The organism is Flectobacillus longus, from assembly GCF_030056705.1.
GTDB classification, from domain to species: Bacteria; Bacteroidota; Bacteroidia; order Cytophagales; family Spirosomataceae; genus Flectobacillus; species Flectobacillus longus.
This window is the reverse complement of sequence record NZ_JASHIC010000005.1, coordinates 221,765-242,750: the sequence shown is the minus strand read 5'-3', so window position 1 is coordinate 242,750 and position 20,986 is coordinate 221,765. Positions and strand designations below refer to the sequence as shown.

Below are 20,986 nucleotides of genomic sequence, written 5' to 3'. Positions count from 1 at the left end.
GTGGCGACCCAACTCGCCTGCGGCTCAAACAATAGGATTTCAGAAAAACAAATACATACCTTTTCATTTTCAATGACTTCTAAAATTAAAACATAGTCTTACTTATTCCATTTGGCAAGCCATTTGGGATAATCAACTTCAATGAGTTTTTTGGGCCATTCGCCGTAGTAACCGTATCCAATGCGACGTTCATGTTCGATTTCGGCTAAAGTTGCTTTGGGCACGCTATCGCGACCGACAAAGAAGGGTTTGTTGGTTTCTAAATCATAAAATCTTGCCCAAATTTCTCCATTAGGGTCTGCTATCACTACACGATCTTTACCCTTTGGAAGTGATGGAGCGGGTATGTCTTCCACTTTTATTCCTTTGATTTTTACCGATTCTAAATATGCAACAGCCGCTTTTATTGAGTGCTTGATTTCGTCTGATGGATTTTTTATGGCCATTAAAAAGTTAATAATCCCAACTGACTCAGCACCACTCAGCGATGGTAATTCAAATTTTCGTGCCTTGGCAGGTTTTAGTGTAAGTCTGTCATGTTGAGCACACCAAACGGTAAGGGTTCCATTTTGGCGAACTTGCGTGTTCAAGATACAACGGATTCCTCGGTCAACTGCTAGTTGTGCTAAAGGTCGTAACGCTGGTGAGAGATTGGCATATTCATCTTTCGCTTCTGCTGTGCTTCTCATCACCTTCATGACATCGATCATGGCATTGTCGTTGTAGGTAATATGCTTATGATAACCAGAAGTATCAGGATAAAACTGCCCCCAACCACCTGCTTTATTTTGCGCTTCTAGCAGGTATTTGATACCTCTTTCGGCTGATTGTAAATAAGTAGGATTTTGGGTTTGACTATAGGCTTTTACTAAAGTGGCAATCTCTCTAGTAGTTGCTTTGTCATCGATAGTGGTATCATATACTTTTTTTTCAGACAAAAGCTTTTTCCTAAGTTCTGGCTTAATTATGAGTGAATAATTAATAGCATCTCCGCCAGGTTGTGGCCAACCGCCATTATCTCTTTGGTACAGAAGCATCCTTTCTGCTACAGAATCTTTAGGAAACTCTGTAGAAACTGTTTGAACAACCGTAGATTGTGTTTTAGCAGTATGACAAGCTAGAAATAGACAAGGAAGTAAGCTTAAGAAACTCAAAGCAAAGGATTTTTTTTTCATAATCTTTGGAAGGAAAAAAGCCCCCGAAAATTCGGGGGCAGTCAAGTTTTATTTCACTCTCCAACGAGGGTCACCACTGTCGCGACGACCAGAGAAAGCAGTATCTTTAAAATTGAAGTTTAATCCTGAATAAGGACTTACCCATAAATCAGTTGCTTTTTTAATGTAGGCATTTGATGGTAACCCAGGAATTTCAGTACCAACAACGTACCCAAAATCACTTGTTGTGTAGGTATTGAGAACGGTAAAAGCAGTTGCCTCTAAACCGGCAGATTTACCACGAACTGTCAATAAGCTCGTTCCAGACTGATCCCAAGCATGACCGAAAATACTGTTACTAATACGAATACCTCCTGTTACGTTGCTACGAACACCAGCAGCACCTCTCCATTGGAACAGCGAACCTTGGTTTGTAGCAATCTCACTCAAAGTACAATCTTCGATAACTACAGATTTTGAGTTTTGACGAGATACTAAGAAAATATTGATTTTACTAAAAGTTGAAGTTTGTAACAAGATATTATCAACCGCTGCTTGTGCATCGCCATCAGTATCTGTGGTCAATACACCGTAGTTACCAATTTGATGTACAATGGAGTTTTTGATAATATAATTTGTAATAAATACTTTGGCACGGATACGTAATACGCCACGCATATTTGAAATTACACAATTATCGAATGACAATTCTCCGATGGTTGTAGTCGTACTGATATTCGGGTTGAAAATATAACTAGCAGCAATATCAGCACCGATGAATTCAATATTTGAAAAACGGAGATAGGTAATATTTGCTCCCGTTCCTATGTTACCACCACCCGAGGTTGTAATTATTGTTTTTTGGTCGCCAAAGCCATACGCACTCGTAATAGTAACAGACTTTGTAAAGCTATTGGTAGGCATTACATAAGTTGCCCCTTTTTTCAAGACGATGATACCACCCTCTACGACATTCGCTAAAGCCGTATTTAGGGCATTTGGATCATCACTTTCAGATAAGTCAATTACATTTGGTTGTGATGTATCAACAGCTCTTTGAATAGTAGTAAAATTATCCCAACCACGAATAGCTCCATCGGCACTATAAATAGCTAATTGATAAGTAGTCAAAGGGGCCAATTTACTAATAATTTTTGCTCCCGCTTTTTGCTCAGCATCAGTGACATCATACGATGCTAATGGCGTTGCCAGTTTTAAATCGGTTTTGGCAAAGACTTTAATTTTAGCAATAACCGTTGAGCCCGTAGTCCAACGCACACGAGCCGCTACGTCAATCACATCGGAAGCGGTTGGTGTAATCATAATAGTGGGAAACTTCTCTGTTCTTACACCACCCAAATCCGATACTTTACTATCGTATTGGGTATTGGCAGCATGAGCAGTAGCTCTAACTTGATATTGTGTATTCCAGAACAGTGACTCTCCTTTCAACAAGGTTTGATCAAGTACCACATAATTGGTATCAACATCAACTTTGTAGTCTACCGTTTTGAAGGTATCTCTACTGACCTCCACAGTATAACCCACTGCGGCTTTGATATTGGCCATATTCACAATAATAGTATTGTTTTTGGCCGAAAGATCTTTATTTAAAACAGGGCGAAATAAGCGCGTTTCCGCAGTAATCTCTTCTTCGGGTTTGCAAGCAAAAAGTAAACCCAAAGCCGATACTGCTAACAAAATACTCTGTTTGATATATGACTTTTTCATAAATTTTCTTTGTTAAAAAAGCTCTTGAAATAAAGGATTTCCTTGTGTGGACTCCTGTTCATTTAAGAAAACCAATTGTATTAATTGAATGCAACAAACTAACTACGAGCCTATTGCATTCAACCTTACAAGCCTAGAATCCGTATCCATCATTTGCCAATTTGCCTTGACTGTTTGTGATAGCTTCGGCAGGAATAGGGAAAATATAACGAGATACACCTGCTACTGGTCCATTGTAGTATTTCTCCCAATCTTTGATAATCCAGTCAGCATAGGTTGTAGGAGTCGGTTTCAAACTTGCCAAGAACGATACACGTGTCCAAGTTGCATCTGGAGTACCTACATATTTACGGCTTGGGTTCAACAATTTGAACGTTCCACTTGCATCACGTTTCCAGTACATATAATCTGGTAATTCAGAAAATTTACCCGTACCCGTCTGAGCAGCATCAGCCATGAGTTTCAAATCTTCTACCATTTGTTTCATTTTTGGTGCATACAAGTTCCAGCGAATCAATTCATATTTACGAATCATTTCACCGCCAAACTCCCAGCCTCGCTCGTCCACAATGGCATTAAAGAAACTTTGCTTTGAAGTTGATATTGACTTAATATAATCGTCTACTTTGGTTGGCCAATAAGTAGAAGTAAACGCACGCTGACGGACACGTTTTAGAGCACTTTGTGCAATTTCGGTTGGACCGTTCAATTCATTTTCAGCCTCTGCCAACATCAATAATACATCCGAATAACGCATCATTGGCCAGTTGATACCAGTACCTTTTGCAGTAGAAGCACCAGGAGCTTTGTCCAAAAACCAACGACTCCATTTGCCTTGTGCAATGTTCATAGAGTTGGTAACAAACACAGCTTGTGCACTGGTATTGATTTTGTAAAGAGCACAGGTTACATCACGACGAACGTCCAAAGTATCGAATGAGAAATAATACGTTGGAGGTATTGCCATATAGTTATTACCCGAACCATAGCTGTGAGCTGCCGTTGTACCACCTTCTACGGTAATACCGATATTCCAACCTACATCACCGTTACCAATGGCAAATGGTACTTCAAATAATACATCACTGTTGGAAGGAGTCACAAATTTTGATTCGTTTAAAAATACCTGTTTGAAATCCGTCGGCAAAGCACGGTCTTTTAGCGAAATCAATTTTTCGGTATAGGTCTTCGCAATTTTGTAATAATCCAAATAGTCAGACTTGCGCTCCATTTGCATGGCAGGTGTCAGGTAATACCCTCCACGCTGAAGTGCCAAACGAGCAATCATCCCCATGGTATATTCACGGTTGATTTGTTCAATACTGTAGCTATTTTGATCAGCCCAAAGCATTTTATCCTCGATTTTGATAAGGTCATCAATGACTTGTGACAAAATCACATTACGATCTTCTTTGGGTAAGAAAAAGTTGTTTCCTGCCTTTGGCGCTTGACGCACATTGGGTACATCTCCAAAATACAAAGTCAGCATACTATACCAATAGGCACGCATAGTATAAGCTTCGCCAAGCATCTGGTACATTTTTCTTGAAGTAGCCGCGTCAGTAGATTTTAGCGCATCGCTGGCTTCAATTCCTTCGATAGCAATGTTACAGTTACGAATCGAAGTGTAGGCTGCATTCCATACAATTCGAAGGTCGCCATTAGTAGCAAGGGCATTCAAATCCCAAATTTGATAACGGTCAGCAGTACTGCTCCAGCCACTTTGGTGCTCGATGTCGGTATTTCCCGCCATGTTATTTGAAAGGCGAGAACGAAACGCATCTTGTCCAAATGATTCATAAATAGCATTTACACCTTTACGGGCATCATCTGGGTTTGAATAAATATAGTTTACATCAAAAGTTGATAATGAATCTGGTTCTAAAAAGTCTTTACAAGACGTTAGAAAACCAGAAGCTATCACTGCGAGTATGAGGAGTTTCTTTTTCATAATACATTGAATAGACTTTTGCCGAGGCTTGAGTCTGATTTTTAGGTTAAACACACCAAAAGTTCAATTCAAACTTTTAACAAAGGCTAGAAAGTAATATTTACACCAAGTGTGTACGAGCGGCTACGTGGGAATGAAGAATAATCTACCCCAGGCGTCAAACCTGAATAACCACTTCTGGTAGTACTAACTTCGGGGTCATAGCCAGAGTATTTCGACCATAGGTAAAGGTTATTACCCGTAAAATAAATTCTGAACTGAGACATACCAAGCTTTGCAATAAGGTGCTTAGGAATAGAGTAACCAATGTTTAGGTTGTTCAAACGAATGAATGAGCCATCTTCAAGTGCCCAGTCAGAAATAACCGCTTGTGCATCAGACAAGCCAAGAGGTGACCAAATTGTCTTATTAGCATTTAGTTGTCTTAATTGCTCCAAATCAGTCACAATTTCACCTGGTGTTCCTGTGTATTTTCCATCCACGTCCAAATACGTGAAGCGATTGTTGATACTCATCATATCGGTTAAGTTACCATAAGTCACACGACGGAACTGGTTGTATTGGATTTTACCTGTATTATAAATTTTGTTACCATAAGACCAGTTGAAGAAGATAGAAGCATCGAAGTTTTTGTAACGACCATTAAATCCAAAACCACCTTGTGCTTTTGGTAAAGTGTTACCGATTACCTGACGATCTAGGCTGTTTACGACTCCGTCACCGTTGGTATCTTTCAACTTCATAAAACCTGGACGGATAGAGGTATTCCCTGTAATTGCAGTCGAGTTAGTTACGCCATCTTTCAAGATATATTTTTTGGCTACAGCATCGTAACCAGAGAAGTCATCTATTTTGTAGAAACCATCTGCTACATATCCATACACATCTCCCAAGGTACCTCCTACTTTCACATAGAAGTCATCTTGGTCACGTAAGTCGGTACTTGCCCAGTTAGATTGAAAGAAACGCTCCTGAGTTCCATCCAATGCTTCTACCTTAGCCTTATTGATACCGAAGTTTAAGTTCACAGAAAATGAAGCCTCTGGCTTGTCAATAATGTATCCTGTCAATGATAATTCAACCCCACGGTTTGAAGTACTACCTACGTTATTCCATTGTTTGGTAAAACCAGAGCTCGAAGGAATCGCAGATTGCAATAACAAATTGCTTGTTTTGTTATGATACAAATCCAAACTACCAACCAAACGTTGTTTGAAGAAACCAAAATCAAGACCTACGTTTTGGTTGATGGTCGTTTCCCAAACTAGGTTCGGGTTATACAATGTAGTTCCTGTTGGGGTATAATACACGTTATCTACATTGCCAAAACCTGGTCCTCTTAAAGTTGTTGCTTCAAACAAGAATTGTGTAGCCGTAGCATCGATACGGTCGTTACCTGTTGCACCATAAGAAACACGAAGTTTCAATTCATCGAGATCCCGCATTTGTTTCAACAACTTAGTTTCAGACAATTTCCATCCTAATGCTACAGCAGGGAAGAAACCCAAACGATTGGCAGCACTAAATTTACTTGAAGCATCTGCACGGAATGTCAAAGCTGCTAAATAGCGGTCTTTGAATTGATAATTGATACGTCCAAATCCTGATACACGATTTTGGTCGGTATTTTCAGTCGTGTATTGGCGGTCGGTACGACCAAACGACATATTAGCGAATAGCTCTTCAGGAGTAATAGAAGCACGGAAGTCTTCGCCACGTAAGAAACTGGTATTTCCACCTGTTGAATAAACCTCGTGACCCAACAAGAAGTCTAGCTTGTGAGCTCCCATACCTTTCATTTGATAATTCAAGGTATTCAACCAACGCAATGAGTTTATTTCATAGTTAGTTTTTTCACCAATAGGCAAACTACTACCGTTGTTGAAGGACTCACTAGTTAATGGACCATAATAACGTAAAACTTTATCATACGATTTTGAGCTTGTTAATGTTGTTTTAAAATCTAAGCCTTTGACAATTGACCAACTCAAACCTGCATTCAATACATAGTCCTGAGTTGTACGTTTACGCCAGTCTTGTGCTACTAATTTTTTAGGATTTACCAATGCCAATAAGAATGAAGCAAAATCGTCGTCACTACTTGCTGTGGTCAAATCGATATCCAAAGCATCGGCAATACCATTGGTTGGACGAGTCTGAACGGCATCTTTGATGTTCAACTGTGCCGAGCCAGAAGTACCAGCTCCGTCGATTACGGTGTTCGTGATACGAGCCGAAGCATCAAATTTTAACTTCTTGCTAATATTTTGATTTAACTTAAAGTTGATAACGTTACGAGTATAACCCGAACCTGTCAACAAGCCTTGGTCTGTGTTGTTGGTCAAACTCAAACTGAAGGTTGTCATTTCAGTACCGCCGCTAATACTAACATTGTGAGATTGTGTTGTACGAGGAGCACCAAAAAGTTCTTTCTGCCAATCTGTACCTTTTTTACCTTGATACAAATCATAGTCACCATATTTACCAAAGAATTTCTCCATATTGGCTACGTCTGTAGTACCACGTAATTTGGCTCTTTCGTAATTGACCAACACATATTCGTAAGGAGAAAGTACTTTGTAGGCACGGTCAGAAGGTAAGGTTTTCAACTGCATAAAACCATTATACGAAACCGTTGTACGACCCGCTTTTGGTCTTTTAGTCGTAATAACAACAACCCCGTTGGACGCTTGTGCTCCATAAATAGCAGTGGCTGCTGCATCTTTCAATACGTTGATACTTTCAATATCTGAGGGCGGTACATCTTTGATGCTACTTACGATAAAACCATCCACAACATATAAAGGAGAGTTATCTTGAGTAATTGAGCCACCACCACGAACACGAATTACGACATCGGCATCTGGCGAACCATCGGTTGTAACAACACTTACCCCAGCCATGCGACCTGTCATAGCTTGTGCCGCACTTGTGATAGGGATATTTTTAAGGTCACGTGATGACATAGATGCCACTGAACCAGTATTATCTGTTTTTTTGACTACCCCATAACCATCGCTTACTACTGATACTTCGGCAAGCATGCTGTTTTCAGGTGCAAGCGAAATGCTCAACTCACCTTTACCTTCAATGGTCACCTCTTGGGTTTTCATTCCAATAAATGAAAATACCAAAGTGGCACCTTTAGGCGCATTGATACTAAAGCGACCTTGTGAGTCGGTGGTGGCACCATTATTTGTACCTTTTACTTTGACAGTAACTCCTGGAAGAGCGTCGCCAGTTTCTGAATCCACGACTTTTCCTTTAACAGGATCGGCGGCTGGGGCTTTTGTGAGACTGGTTTCGAGCATGGGTGTATTCATTCCCGACTTCTCTTCTAGTCCGTTCGAAGCAGTCAGTACAATAGAATTATGCACCACTTTATAGCTCATGTTGAGAGGATTCAAGAAGCGGTTTAGGACCGTTCTCAGGCTTTCATTGTTGGCAATAAGGCTCAGGTTATTTGCTTGGGTAAGTGTTTGCTTAGAACTAAAGATGAAAGAAACGCCTGATTCTTTCTCTAATTCTTTCAACACACCCTTAATCGTGCTGTTCTTTACTGAAACAGTCACAGGTTTTGCCAAAACTTCTTGCGCGCTGGCATCTTTTGCATAAGATACCACCATAAAGGCAATAGCTATGGCTAACTGAATGACAGTCATCTTCATGATTTTGAAAAATGTTGTCTTAATAAATTGTTTTTCCATAAATTTGCTTTGTACGATTTGGTTGTGAAATCTACAATACCTCTAAAGGCATCTGGTAAATGCTCTTGGAGGCTTACGGGCTTGAAGTGCTGGTAACACTTCAGGCCTTTTTTTATAGGTAGCTACTTTATTTAATCGATAGTCTTTGTATGAATAAGAAATCATCTGGTAAATAATTTCTTGCTGGTCATCACACCAAGATTTTTCTTTTAAATAAATCGCTAAAACGGACTATGATACTAATCTTTTATTGGCAACCATCACCCAAGATGATAATTTCGTTGCCTTCAATCTGGTAAGTAGCACTAATCGAGCTACAGATAATGTCCATGATTACAGGAAGTCGTTGATTGTTGAAATTTCCGAATAAGGTACATTTTCTAATAGCAGTATTTGGCGTTCTTATCACAATCTTGTATTCAGATTCTAACTCTGCTATTACTTTATTTAAAGACACCTCGTCAAAACTTAGGGTAATAGGCTCCCAAATTTGTTTATGCGTTGGTTGTTCTACAGTAAAGTCATGCGTTTCAAGGATATTTTCTTCTTTCTGAATCACTACTTGTTGCTGAGGTGTAATAATGACTTGGTTTATTTTATCTTCCTCCTCTTGGTAATTCACCCTTACTTTTCCAGTTACTACCGCAACCTCATATTTATCCTTGTTGGCAGAAGCAACAACATTGAAGCTCGTACCCAATACCACAACATTTAGTCCTTTGTTACGAACATGAAACGGTTGGTTCTTATTGGGTTTTACATCAAAAAAGGCTTCTCCTTCTAGGTACACCTCACGCGTAGATTCGCTTTTGACAATTTTGTACATAATACTTGTAGAAGGATTTAGCCAAACCTTACTTCCATCAGGTAATTCTACTTCTTGAATGGCTTTTCCCGAATTGGTAACAGTTTCCCAAAGGCTTTTTTCTGTCTTTGACAGTTTTGGAATTCCAACCAAACTTTCAATATCCCCCTTAGATTGTGGTTGCGTAGCTATACCAATAATGATAGCAATGACTGCTGCCGCAGCCGAAAGCATCAACCAGTTTTGTTTCCACCAATCTTTCCAAACTGAACTTTGTATTTCTTCCTCCTCTACTTCAGGAGTAATACCACGTTCAACTTGTAAGGATTCCCATACTTTCTTTTCGACCTTAGGTAAATCCTCTTCCAAAGGTTCGATTTCGTCGAAAGCATTGTACCAATCTAAAAGTCTTTCTATTTCTTCAGGAGTATATTTTTCTCTGAGCGACTTGATGATATCGTCATCATCTTTGAATTCAGGATGGCTCATGTTTTATTACTGTTTATTATCAATAAAGTCTTATCAACTCCTTACATCTATAAGTCGGTTCAGCAAAAGACTTCCACTACTCAAATGTGATTTTTTTTTAATGTTTTTTCAAAAAAAGAAGAAAAGGATAGGAATCAGGGTATTAGGTGTCAAATATTCGGCCATGCCAGACTTCAAAAGTCGTAGTGCTTTGGCAATGTGGTTTTCTACGGTATTCTCTGAGATACCTAGTTTTTGGGCAATTTCTTTTTGAGATAATCCCGCGCGACTCAACACAAATACCTCTCGGCATTTTTCAGGCAATATCATCAAATTTTCATTATACACACGGAGGGCGTCGGAATAGAGTATATTTTCTTCTGTAGAATTATGCTCTTGGGGAACATAAACTTGATAATCGAGAAAGTTTTGGCGTACGGTATCGTGGTCGAGTGCATCTAACACACGATACTTGACGCTCTTCATTAAGTAGTTAGGTAAATTATCTATGTTGGCTTTATGACGACTGATCCAAAGATTCAAAAATAAATCATGGATAATATCTTCAGTTTGCTGTTCATCGCAAAGACGGCGCTTTACCAAAGCATATAATTTGGTAAAATATCGACGGTAAATTTCCTCAAAAGCTGCATCACTATCCTCCATCAAAAGAGATAGTAACTCGGAATCGCTTGATGCCTTTAGAGGTCTGTACATAAGAAAAATAATATTTTATATTAAAAAACTACTTTCAAATGTAGGTTAATCACAAAGCATTCTCCAAATATTACCATTGAATTATTTATGCAAACGTTCCCGATAACGTTTTCTTCTCAACAATGTCAAATCGTTGTTCGGGTAGAATGACGTCTTTGGGTGAGTAATTTAACTCGTTGTATTTGCTTGGCAGTTTGGTATTTAAACTGATTGTGAAACAACAACCAACCGCCCAAGGCTCCTAACAGACTCCCCAAAACAATATCCAGTAATCGAAAAGTAAAAAGAAGATCCGTATTGTTGAAATAAGGATTGGCAACTTGGGTCAAAAAGATGGTCATGGGTGTAATAAAAATCACTGCCAATACATAATTCCGCACAATTAAGGTTTCAATAATGAACATTAAGGTAACTATACTCAAGCACAAGGTTAGCGGTTGAAGTTGAAAATGTAATATCAGCCAACAAAGACCAAGTCCTAGAGTTGTTCCTAAAATTCGATGAATAATACGTTGTAGCACATGGCGACGGCTAATACCTTGCATAATTGCCAAGCACGATATAGCAACCCAATAAGGGTTTTTCAATGCGAAAAAATGCCCTATGCCAAGCGATATAATCACAAAGCCACCCACCACCATCGATTGTACCAAATTATGATAGCGCTGACGGCGAACGGTAATCGCTATCGTAACAGGAGGATGTGTTACTATCTTTTGCGTATTGAGTAGTATTAAGCTGTAAATAAAAGTAATGGTACACGCCAACATTGTTCCCATGGCAATCAGACCTATTTTTTGAGGCATTTCGCTCCAGCCAAAAGGCATACAACTAGCCATTACGGCTATCAACAAAAAGAAAAAACTTCCTGGTGCTTTCAATTTAAAATGCCCCACTACCCAGTGTACCAACGTAGCATAAATACCTACAACAACAGTCGAAACCCATGGATTAAAACTAAAGGCAATACCAACCGTAAACGACAATACCATCCCAAAAGAACACACAATCATTGTAATCATTCGATTGGTTAAGGGCAATGAGGGCATATACAAAATCACATGGCCTCCCAAACAAACCAATAGTCCATTGCTCAACTGTCCGAGATACAAACCCGAAAAAAGAGCTACACTAGCACAAAAAGCTGCAATCAATGGCATGTGCCATGGTCGCTCGGAATGTTTTAGCTCAACTAAGCTTTTGAGCTCTGTTTGCAAAAGGTTTTTGAAGGTAGTTTGTATCATGATGGAAGTTGGGTCTTTTGAGAATCGTTTTACAAAAGAACATAATTCCTAAAAAGCTTAGTTTATGAATTATCAAAAAAATACCATCTTTCTTGAATTATTCTAAAAATAATCTCAAACAGTTCAAAAAACATAAGTCATACCAATTTAGTGATTGAGTGTATGAGTGATTATCTTTAATCTACATTTTACTAGTAGAAACGCAATGCCTTGCGTATAAAGAGGTGTCATGTTGAAATATAGTATCAAAAAAGGCGTTCGAAATGAATTTTTCGAACGCCTTTTTTAGTAAACAGTACAATGGTTCACCTTGTGAATCCCACTAAATACCTACAATATCTTCAAACCTAAAGTTAGTTGCCACAAATTACCTTTTTGTGTAAACTTCATGTCATTCGTAAATTGAGCAGAGGTTACATCCGAAAGGCTCCCCTCATATCTTACATCTAGCGAAAGAGATCCGAGGTCTAATCCCCCCCCAACTTGATAACCATACGAAGCTTTTTTGAAAGCATCTTCCGTTCCATTTTGAGTATAAGCTTTTATCGTTTCGTTCAACGTAGCTCCTTTGCTCACATTAAAAGATGCTAAAGGACCACCATTGATGCGGAAAGGTCCCATTCTAAAGCCTAGCAATACAGGAATGTCGATATTGGTGTACTCAATATCAACTGTCTGTTTGTCCGCTGTGCTTCCCCCCTTCAAGATATTTAAGCTACCTCCTTTGGCAGAAAGTAAAAATTCAGGTTGGATGAAAACTTTATTACCAATACGCATATATACACCGCCTACATAACCAGTTTTTGTGTCTAAGCTTTGTTGAAAATTTGCGCCAAGAGAATTCATGGTCAACTCATTTCCCAATTTCAATTGTGCTAGATTTACACCACCTTTAATACCGAGTGTAAAGAACTGAGCTTTTGAAACCATTGTTAAAAGCATAAACAGGGCAAGGAATCCAAATGTCTTTTTCATAAGTAAATTTTATTTAAAGTTAATGTTGCGCGACTAGTGATAATCTTTTAGTTGTTCAACTCAAACTGGGAAAATAACGATACCTGATGTGTTAGTGATACAAGTATAAATCATTTTTTTCGTATAATTTCGTAAACGGTATCTTTGCATACATTTTTGAAATACATCAAAACCTTAATTCATACGATAAGTTTTAAACACAAAAATTCATCCAATTTCGTAGAAAATGATATTTATTTCCTGCAAAAATTGTCTTGGATATTATCATGACAGCTAAAATTTGCTCGTCACCCATTTTGAGATTAATATTTATCTAATTGAGTAAAATGTATTCATGATTTCATTAGAAACACTTTTGAACTTTTAGCTTACGGCATTTTGCTTAGAGCCTAGAGCGGGCAAGATTGGTCTAATTTTGCCCACTAACTTATACAATAATTTTATGGCTAAGACTAAAACCTCTTTTTTTTGTCAGAATTGTGGACATCAAGCACCCAAATGGTTGGGGCGCTGTCCATCATGTGGAGAATGGAATACTTTTGTGGAGGAAGTCATCCAAAAAGAAGAACCTACCAAAGGCTCATGGAAATCAAGTAGTTCGTTGAAAGTTGCTGCCAAACCAAGAGCTATTCAAGAAATTAATTTTGAAGAACAACCTCGTATCAAAACCAAAGACCAAGAGTTAAACCGAGTTTTGGGCGGAGGCATAGTGTTAGGCTCATTGATATTGATAGGTGGTGAGCCTGGGATTGGTAAATCTACATTGATGCTTCAAATTGCCTTGACTCTTAGTAATTACCGAGTATTATATGTTTCGGGCGAAGAATCTGAACAGCAAATCAAAATGCGTGCCGAACGCCTAGCACACAAAAGTGATAATTGCTATATTTTGACAGAAACTTCGACACAAAATATCTTTAAACAAATCGAACAATTTGAACCAGATATTTTGATTATTGACTCTATCCAAACACTCCAATCATCTTTTATTGAAGCAGGTGCAGGTAGTATTTCACAGGTAAAAGAATGTGCTGCTGAGCTAATGAAATATGCCAAAGAATCAGGTACACCAGTATTTATGATTGGGCATATTACCAAAGATGGTGGCTTGGCTGGTCCCAAAGTATTGGAACACATGGTAGATACCGTGCTACAATTCGAGGGTGACCGTCATTTGGCATATCGTATTTTACGTACCACCAAAAACCGTTTTGGTAGCACCTCCGAGCTAGGTATTTATGAAATGCTAGAGTCTGGATTGAGAGAAGTAACAAATCCTTCTGAAATACTAATTTCACAACGAGACGAGGATTTTTCTGGTATTACGATTGGTGCTATGCTAGAAGGAAATCGCCCTTTACTCATTGAAATTCAGTCGCTTGTATCTATTGCCACTTATGGTACGCCGCAACGAAGCTCAACAGGATTTGATGCCAAACGCTTAAATATGATTCTGGCAGTTCTTGAAAAGCGAGGGGGTTTTAGACTGGGAAATCAAGACGTTTTCTTGAATATTGCTGGCGGGCTCAAAGTAGAAGACCCCGCGATAGACTTGGCTGTTTGTACGTCTATTGTATCATCTTATGAAGATATTAGTATTCCCAATACCGTTTGTTTCGCAGCCGAAGTTGGTTTGGGAGGCGAAGTTCGAGCAGTGAATAGAATCGAACAGCGTATTGCCGAAGCTCAGAAATTAGGATTTAAAGAAATCTGGATTTCGAAATTCAATGCCAAAGGATTAAATGTAGATGCTTATGATATTAAAATTAGAATGGCGTCGAAACTAGAAGATGTTTTCATGCAAATTTTGAGAAAATAAAGATTTAGGGGATAGGTGAAAGTTGCTTTTCACCTATCCCCCTTTTTTATAAATCATAATTTACTTCCATCAAAAACAAGCCCTGTGCTGGTACCGAGCGACCAGCATTTTGACGATTTTTATCGGTAATAATTTTTTCAAAACCATCTAAACTCAATTTTCCTAAACCTACCTCCAGCAAAGTGCCCACAATAGCACGTACCATTCCTCTCAAAAAACGATTGGCTTTGATATGAAAAACCAGTAAATCTTCTGATTCTTGAATCCACTCGGCCTCCATCATGGTACAATTAAATGTTTTTACGTCTGTGTGTAATTTACTAAAGCATTCAAAATCTTCGTATTTAAACAAAATTTGGGCTGCTTCATTCATTTTAGAAACATCCAAGGGCATTTCAAATTGATAAGCCATATTTTGATAAAAAGGAGATTTTCTTCTTAATATCCGATATTCATACTTACGATAAGTAGCTTCAAATCGGCAATGAAAATCGTCGGGTACTTCGTAGATTTTTTTTATAGAAATATTTTGAGATAATATTTTATTTAACCTATATATCAACTGCAAAGTATCAGAAATTGGATTTTCTCGGTCAAACTGCGCTACTTGCGTATAGGCATGTACACCTGCATCAGTTCGTGAACTTCCCATCAAACTGGTCGGTTCTTTGAGTAAAATGGTTAAAGATTTTTCTATTTCCTCCTGAACTGTCAATGCGTTGGGCTGTATTTGCCAACCAGCATAGTTAGTTCCTAAATACGCACATTCAATAAAATATCTCATCTCAATAATTTAGGATTATATCTATATTATTTTTACAACACTTGCTTTTTCGAAACCCAAAAACAGCTATTTACATACCAAATAATAATTTTCGCAACATTCATGATTTTCATACCTTAAGCATTATATATATTTGTATCGAAAACTATATCTAATAGGTTAGTGATCAAATAATAGCAAGAAGCAATATGGCAAAGCTGTAAGGTAACTACCTTGCAGCTTTCTTTTTTATAAAATAAACACTTTGAAAGTCTGATTAAAGAAAAAGCCGAAGAACTCAGTCCCTCAGCTTTTAGAGATCAATATTTGTTTAGATAAATTGTACAAAACCATTTTTATCATTTCGCTTCATCCTTCTGCTTCGTCTAAGATTTGTCAAAGTTAAAAGAAAATTGCTAATGCGTAATAATGCTATCTTATTTGTAACTTATCTAACTTTTTTGTTCACAAGTTCAGCCATATCCTTGGGTGTGTCAATATCCCATACTCCCAAAGCAAAGGGGACAGTAAGAGTGGTATCGCTGTAGTGTTGTAAAAAACTTCGTGCTCCTTGATCTCCAGACAACATTAACAATTCATGTCGAACTTGTGGAGAAAACAACATTGGAACACCTAATTTCCCTCCATAATCACAAGCTACAATTTCAGGCTTTTTTTCCTGATACAGGTGTATCATTTGCCAAAGCAAATTTGTCTGTACTGCTGGTTGATCAGATAATAATATCATTATGGGCGCTTGTTTATTAGTCAAGGAACTAACCCCAGTTTTTATCGAAGAGCCCATTCCTTGTTCCCAATCTGAATTATAGACGATTTTGGGGAATAACTGCGCTTGATTCAGTACCCACTCTATGTTTTTTGCATTTGACCCTAGTACTACAGTTACATTTGGACTAACCATCAACGCATTTGAGACGATATGTTCAATTAAGGTTTTGCCTTGATAAACCACCAATTGTTTGGGCTGACCAAGCCGACTTGAGTTTCCAGCAGCCAGAATAATAATTTCAAGCGATTCCATAAACAACAATAAAAATAGGGTTATATACTTTCACCAATTTTAGCTTACACTTTATCCAAGTCAAAAGGCATTCTACGAATACGTTTACCTGTTGCAGCAAAAATTGCATTGGCTAAGGCTGGTGCAAATGGAGGTAGCCCTGGCTCACCGACCCCTTTAATTTTAGGACCACCCTCTGCCAAAATATGTACTTCAACAATAGGCATTTCTTCAATTCTCACCATCCTATTATCATGGAAATTAGATTGTTGAACCTGCCCTTTTTCAAAAGTAATCGCATCTTTGGTAGCTGCCCCAATAGCCATAGTTACGGCTCCTTCTACTTGTGCTTTTACGGTATCAGGATTCACTACTGTGCCCAAATCAATAACAGCATATACTTTTTCAATCTTTACGCCTCCGCTTGGTTTTTGAGAAACCTCTACCACTTGTGCTGCCAAACCTGCAAAAAACTCCCATTGCGCTACACCTCGAGCCCACCCCTTTGGAAGTGGCTTACCCCATTGTGACACTTCTTTGAGTTTGAGCATTACGCGTTTGGTGTCGGTATCTTTTTGTAACATATCCAAACGGAAGTCAAACGGGTCTTTATTTGCTTTATAAGCCATTTCATCAATAAAACACTCATGAGCAAAAGATAACGTCGTACTCGTTACTGCACGCCAAGCCGCCATTGGTATATGCGTTTCGGCATGAACGTAATAGTTTTTGATATGAGGAATTTCGTATTGTTGCTCACTAATACCCTCTGTCATGGTATTGTCAGACTTCGTTTTATCGTAATTTTTATTCTGAGTGGCATTAATTGAAGGAGATATAACTTTATGTTCAAAAGCTAAAGCTTTTCCATCTGCTGTAAGTGCGCCTTTCAAAGCAGAAAAAGTCATTGGTCTAAACGGCCCCTGTGTGGTATCGTCTTCACGTGTCCAAATAACTTTGACAGGTTTCCCAACAGCTTTGGCTATAGACACAGCCTCGGTAGCAAAATCTTGGTACAAACGACGCCCAAAACCTCCTCCATTAAAGAAAATATTAACTTTGATATTATCAGCAGGAATCGCAAAGGCATCTGCGACTCTATTTCTCAACAAATCTGGTCCTTGAGACGAAGCCCAAACTTCTACCTTATCGCCCGTCCAACTGGCAATGCAATTCATTGGTTCCATTGGTGAATGTGACACCATTGGCGTTTCGTAAAATGCTTCTAATTTTACTGGAGCTTCAGCATAGTTTTTATCAAAATCTCCTTGGTTATGATCTACAACCCCTTCATTTTTAGATAAATCACGTAACTGTTGTTCAAATTGTTTGCTACTAAATTGGTCATTTCCTTGATAATCCCATGTTACTTTTAGCGCTTTACGACCTTTCAATGCAGCCCAATAATTGGATGCAATTACCGCAACAACTTCATATCTATTTTTACCTAAAACTCTCTCAGCACGCACTACTTGTAGTACGCCTTTTACTTTTAATGTTTGAGAATCATCAATTTGCTTAATTTTTCCGCCAAAAACAGGACAGCGTTCTACGGAAGCATAAACCATATTGGGCACTTCTACGTCCATTCCAAAAGTGGCTTGTCCTTTCACTTTTAAAGGAATATCCTGACGCTGTGTTTGTTTTCCGATTAACTTAAAATCCTTACTATCTTTTAATTTGGGTTCTTTAGGAACTTCCAGCTTAGAAGCTGTTTCGACCAAAGCTGAATAAGCCAGTTTTTTACCACTAGGTTTATGGAAAACATTGGCACGTTCGGCGTAACACTCATCAACAGGAACGCTCCAAGTTTGGGCTGCTGCCTGTACGAGCATTTCACGAGCGGCCGCTCCTGTTTTGCGCAAGGTAGCATAGCTTGTACGCACCGAAGAACTACCTCCTGCCGTTTGCCCGCCAAATTTCTTATCGCCAGACGTCTGTTTAATCTCATATTGATCTAATCCCAACTCCAACTCCTCCGCAATTATCATAGGAATAGCCTGCCATGTTCCTTGACCAATTTCGGGCTTGGAATTCATGATGGTAATTTTCCCTGATTTTTCAATGATGACAAAAGGAGTTAGTTCAAAAGAATCTTCGAGCAAACTAAGGTTTTCGATTGCTTGTTCTGACGACTCAGAAGCACGAGCCGATAAACCAAGAATAAAAGCAGCTCCCGAAAGCCCAGAAGCCTTTAGGAAGTTACGACGATTGAGTTCTGTTGATGTACGCATTACGAATTCAGGATTGAAATAAAAAAGGACAATCTTTTATTCGAATATACCTATAAATTAACCTAAATGTTCGAAATTTAGCTTAACAACTTTAAGTTTTAGCTGTAAAAGCAGGATTGAGATAACACATTGAATTGTTTGATTATTGTTAAAGTAAAAAGAACTATTAGTACTCCAAAATAGACTTTATTATGAAAAGAATTCTACTCCTTCCTTTATTAGCTTTGGCTTGTCAAGCAGAAACAACACAACAGACTCCATGTTCTAGGAATCTAGAAAAATATCTCAATTCTTCCGTTAAGTCATTTTTAAAGGAAAATTCCTCCTATCAACGCATCACAATCATGGACTCTAAGCCTGGACTTGCCCATTCACTTTTGGTTGTTTATTCTAGGGATTGTACAGTTGAACTCATACCTACTAAGTTTGAACACATGATGCCATTCGACACCAATATGGGATGGAATATGGAGGAGTTTCAAAAAGAAAAAATTGGCAGTATCGATGTTTATTCTTCAGATAAACTTATACAGAGAATTGAATAAAATAGAACTTTACGCCCATCAAAAGGACAGATAGCACATAAATTTCATATATATATTGAGGATATTCTAGGTCGATTACCACTAAGACTAAAAGTGATCTTAAAAACTATTAGTCAACAACTTAACACAAAAATACTCTTTTAATTATTGGGCATTTTGTTATCAATCCATTTTTTGATGGTCGCTATGTCACATTCAGACAAGGCACCTCCTTTGGGCATTCTTGGTGGATTGCCGTTGAGAGGCACAATTGCATCATATAACTCACCACTTTGGGCATCTTCCGAAACTTGTTGATATGTTTCCAGTACCAAACCGCCAGAATGGTTGGAAGCATTGTGGCACGACCAACAGTTTTTTTGTAATATAGGAATGATATCGTTTTTAAAACTAATAGCTATATTTTGAGTGACGACACAAGCTGTAGGCTCTATAGCCTTTGAATTGGTGCAAGCCCACAAAGTAATGATTAACAATGGAAGGTAAATGGCTCTTTTCATGTGCAGTAAAATTAATTGCAACACGAAATTATTTGGTTCTTGACTGATTCTAGTGCATCCAACTAAAACTTCACATAACCTTAATATTACCTTCCATGTTATGGATTCATTACAAATACCTCAGCCATTGTTTTTCTGGATGCAAGGCTTTGTATTTGCCATACCATAAGCATAAAGGGTAAAGACATAGCACCACTCCTATCCAAACTAAATATATACCTCCTAATGACACACCTGAGCCAGTAGCTGGACGCCCAAACTTAAAGATACCAAACTCTAAACTCTCCCAAGTAAAGCCTTGCATAAAGACCATAATCAGCGTTAGAGAATGAATAATATACCAATGAAGGAGATAATAAAACAGAGGTACTTTTCCATAAACAGTAAAAAAACGCATCACTGCATTATTCATTCCGTCTGTCAATCGTAAAATTCCTAAGGCAAAACTGAGCGTCATAAGTGTAAAAAGCAGCGACGGAGCATACTTAGTGGTATTTACAAAAGATAGTACTGTAAAAAATGGATTTACTTGAACTACCCAAGGTCTAGGATCTCCATAAATATTGATAGCTCTAATTACTACAAATGCTATCAAAGTAAATATAAATAAGGTAGTTAAGTTCTTTTTTCGGGCGACAGGCTCTAGTTCATAGAGTCGTCCAACTACAAATCCTGCTAACATAATACCAAACCAAGGCAATACTGGATACATGATCATCACCATGTGGTCGGTACCAATTGGAAATAGATTGGGGCTGATAAAAAGTGCCCATAGGAACTTTAACGCTGGATTTTCAAATGCGGGAACCAATCCCAAAGCATTATGCCCAAAAATTAACACTAAAGATACGATAGCTAATACTCTAGGGGAAAGTTTGAAAACAAAAGCCAATAAAATCATGCCCATACCTATACAAGCGATTACTTGGAAAAGGAAACTTCTAAACTGCAAATCGAACCAGATTCCAAATCCAATAATGGTAAATTCAAGTAAAATCAACCAGAGTCCTCTAGTAATCAAAAATCGCTTAGTAGCTTCCCAATCATGATGTTTACGAGAAGATAAATAGGCAGATACGCCCGATAAGAATACAAATGTTGGAGCACAAAAATGAGTAATCCATCTGGTAAAAAATAAAATTGGCGTAGTTGACGCTAAATCTGTTGGGTCTTGCGATATTTCAGAAGTCAACATCAAATCTCTTATGTGATCTATAGCCATAATTACCATGACTAAGCCTCGCAAAAAGTCTATAGATTGCTGTCTATTATTTTTCATAGTTAAATGTTTTAGAGATTAAACATATAATGGAAGTATTAGGAAAAGATAGTTGATTTACTTTTGTTCCTCT

At 38.2% G+C, this 20,986-nt stretch carries 15 protein-coding genes; 2 read left to right on the top strand and 13 right to left on the bottom strand.

Annotated elements, in window-relative coordinates; genetic code table 11:
* Nucleotides 1-98 precede the first annotated feature (98 nt).
* The 8 genes from pelA to QM491_RS05115 all read right to left on the bottom strand — a co-directional run bounded on the left by pelA (nt 99) and on the right by QM491_RS05115 (nt 12,752).
* On the bottom strand, nt 99-1,175 hold the full coding sequence (pelA, locus tag QM491_RS05150) for a pectate lyase (RefSeq protein WP_283326199.1): 1,077 nt from the start codon (nt 1,173-1,175) through the stop codon (nt 99-101).
* Between the two features lie 48 nt (nt 1,176-1,223).
* The gene (locus QM491_RS05145; protein WP_283326198.1) at nt 1,224-2,885 is read right to left on the bottom strand and encodes a DUF4957 domain-containing protein; all 1,662 of its coding nucleotides are present in this window, start codon (nt 2,883-2,885) and stop codon (nt 1,224-1,226) included.
* Between the two features lie 133 nt (nt 2,886-3,018).
* On the bottom strand, nt 3,019-4,836 hold the full coding sequence (locus QM491_RS05140; protein WP_283326196.1) for a RagB/SusD family nutrient uptake outer membrane protein: 1,818 nt from the start codon (nt 4,834-4,836) through the stop codon (nt 3,019-3,021).
* Nucleotides 4,837-4,922: 86 nt separating this feature from the next.
* Complete coding sequence (locus QM491_RS05135) at nt 4,923-8,543, bottom strand: SusC/RagA family TonB-linked outer membrane protein (protein WP_283326195.1); 3,621 nt, start codon at nt 8,541-8,543, stop codon at nt 4,923-4,925.
* Between the two features lie 247 nt (nt 8,544-8,790).
* Complete coding sequence (locus QM491_RS05130; protein ID WP_283326193.1) at nt 8,791-9,837, bottom strand: FecR family protein; 1,047 nt, start codon at nt 9,835-9,837, stop codon at nt 8,791-8,793.
* 108 nt (nt 9,838-9,945) lie between these two features.
* Nucleotides 9,946-10,533 carry an RNA polymerase sigma-70 factor gene (locus QM491_RS05125; RefSeq protein WP_166552570.1) on the bottom strand — a complete coding sequence of 196 codons (588 nt, stop codon included), beginning with the start codon at nt 10,531-10,533 and terminating at the stop codon, nt 9,946-9,948.
* 125 nt (nt 10,534-10,658) lie between these two features.
* On the bottom strand, nt 10,659-11,777 hold the full coding sequence (locus QM491_RS05120) for an FUSC family protein (protein WP_283326191.1): 1,119 nt from the start codon (nt 11,775-11,777) through the stop codon (nt 10,659-10,661).
* 330 nt (nt 11,778-12,107) lie between these two features.
* Nucleotides 12,108-12,752, bottom strand: coding sequence for a porin family protein (locus QM491_RS05115; protein ID WP_283326190.1), 645 nt, complete (start codon nt 12,750-12,752; stop codon nt 12,108-12,110).
* A 442-nt stretch (nt 12,753-13,194) separates the two neighbouring features.
* Between QM491_RS05115 and radA the strand changes: the two genes are divergently transcribed.
* The gene (radA, locus tag QM491_RS05110) at nt 13,195-14,571 is read left to right on the top strand and encodes a DNA repair protein RadA (protein WP_283326189.1); all 1,377 of its coding nucleotides are present in this window, start codon (nt 13,195-13,197) and stop codon (nt 14,569-14,571) included.
* A gap of 46 nt (nt 14,572-14,617) precedes the next feature.
* Here radA and truA read toward each other — a convergent pair whose 3' ends face one another.
* The 3 genes from truA to QM491_RS05095 form a co-directional block, all read right to left on the bottom strand.
* On the bottom strand, nt 14,618-15,355 hold the full coding sequence (gene truA, locus QM491_RS05105; RefSeq protein WP_283326188.1) for a tRNA pseudouridine(38-40) synthase TruA: 738 nt from the start codon (nt 15,353-15,355) through the stop codon (nt 14,618-14,620).
* Nucleotides 15,356-15,782: 427 nt separating this feature from the next.
* Nucleotides 15,783-16,376, bottom strand: coding sequence for a nucleotidyltransferase family protein (locus QM491_RS05100; RefSeq protein ID WP_283326187.1), 594 nt, complete (start codon nt 16,374-16,376; stop codon nt 15,783-15,785).
* Nucleotides 16,377-16,420: 44 nt separating this feature from the next.
* Complete coding sequence (locus QM491_RS05095; protein WP_283326186.1) at nt 16,421-18,589, bottom strand: molybdopterin cofactor-binding domain-containing protein; 2,169 nt, start codon at nt 18,587-18,589, stop codon at nt 16,421-16,423.
* Between the two features lie 191 nt (nt 18,590-18,780).
* Here QM491_RS05095 and QM491_RS05090 point away from each other — a divergent pair, with 191 nt between their 5' ends.
* Nucleotides 18,781-19,134: a hypothetical protein gene (locus tag QM491_RS05090; protein WP_283326185.1), complete on the top strand. Its 354-nt coding sequence runs from the start codon at nt 18,781-18,783 to the stop codon at nt 19,132-19,134.
* A 140-nt stretch (nt 19,135-19,274) separates the two neighbouring features.
* On the opposite strand, the gene QM491_RS05085 is transcribed toward QM491_RS05090, so the two are convergent.
* Together QM491_RS05085 and QM491_RS05080 are read right to left on the bottom strand one after the other, a co-directional pair.
* Nucleotides 19,275-19,634 carry a hypothetical protein gene (locus tag QM491_RS05085; protein WP_283326184.1) on the bottom strand — a complete coding sequence of 120 codons (360 nt, stop codon included), beginning with the start codon at nt 19,632-19,634 and terminating at the stop codon, nt 19,275-19,277.
* A gap of 109 nt (nt 19,635-19,743) precedes the next feature.
* Nucleotides 19,744-20,913: an acetyltransferase domain-containing protein gene (locus QM491_RS05080; protein ID WP_283326182.1), complete on the bottom strand. Its 1,170-nt coding sequence runs from the start codon at nt 20,911-20,913 to the stop codon at nt 19,744-19,746.
* Nucleotides 20,914-20,986: the final 73 nt, after the last annotated feature.